The 526-nt window shown below is 74.9% G+C and carries 1 protein-coding gene; it reads left to right on the forward strand.

Going from position 1 to position 526, the window contains the following annotated elements; genetic code table 11:
* Positions 1-172: 172 nt before the first annotated feature.
* Positions 173-526: ATP-binding cassette domain-containing protein (locus FV223_RS29600; protein WP_147730117.1), on the forward strand; the 354-nt coding region annotated here is incomplete at its 3' end.

Consider the following 526-nt stretch of genomic DNA (forward strand, 5'->3'; position numbering starts at 1 on the left):
GGTCGGCGGCGGCGGCCGGGGCCGCGAGGGCGAGGAGCACCGGAAGAACGAGCCTGATCACGGGTCCACCCCATCGCCTCGCGCGGCCGCGCGAGGCGCCGACGTAGCATGGCGGCGCCTCGCGCCCTATGGCATGCACACGACAGGCGACAAGAGGACCTCGGCGGACACCGTGCTCGACATCCAAGGCCTCTCCAAGACCTATGCCGACGGCACGCAGGCGCTCGCGGGCATCGACCTGTCGGTGGCGGCCGGCGAGATCGTCGCGCTGATCGGCGGCTCGGGCTGCGGCAAGACCACCCTGCTCCGGCTGATCGCCGGCCTCGACCGCGGCAGCGCCGGCACGATCACGCTCGACGGCGAGGCCATCGCCGCGCCGCATCCCGGCGTGGGCCTGGTGTTCCAGGAGCCGCGCCTGCTGCCCTGGCTCACGGTGGCCGACAATGTCGGCTTCGGCCTCGACGGCGTCCGCAGGCCCGAGCGCCGCGCCCGCGTCGCCCACGCGCTGGAGCGGGTCGGGCTGTCC

This window comes from Methylobacterium sp. WL116 (assembly GCF_008039455.1).
GTDB lineage: Bacteria > Pseudomonadota > Alphaproteobacteria > Rhizobiales > Beijerinckiaceae > Methylobacterium.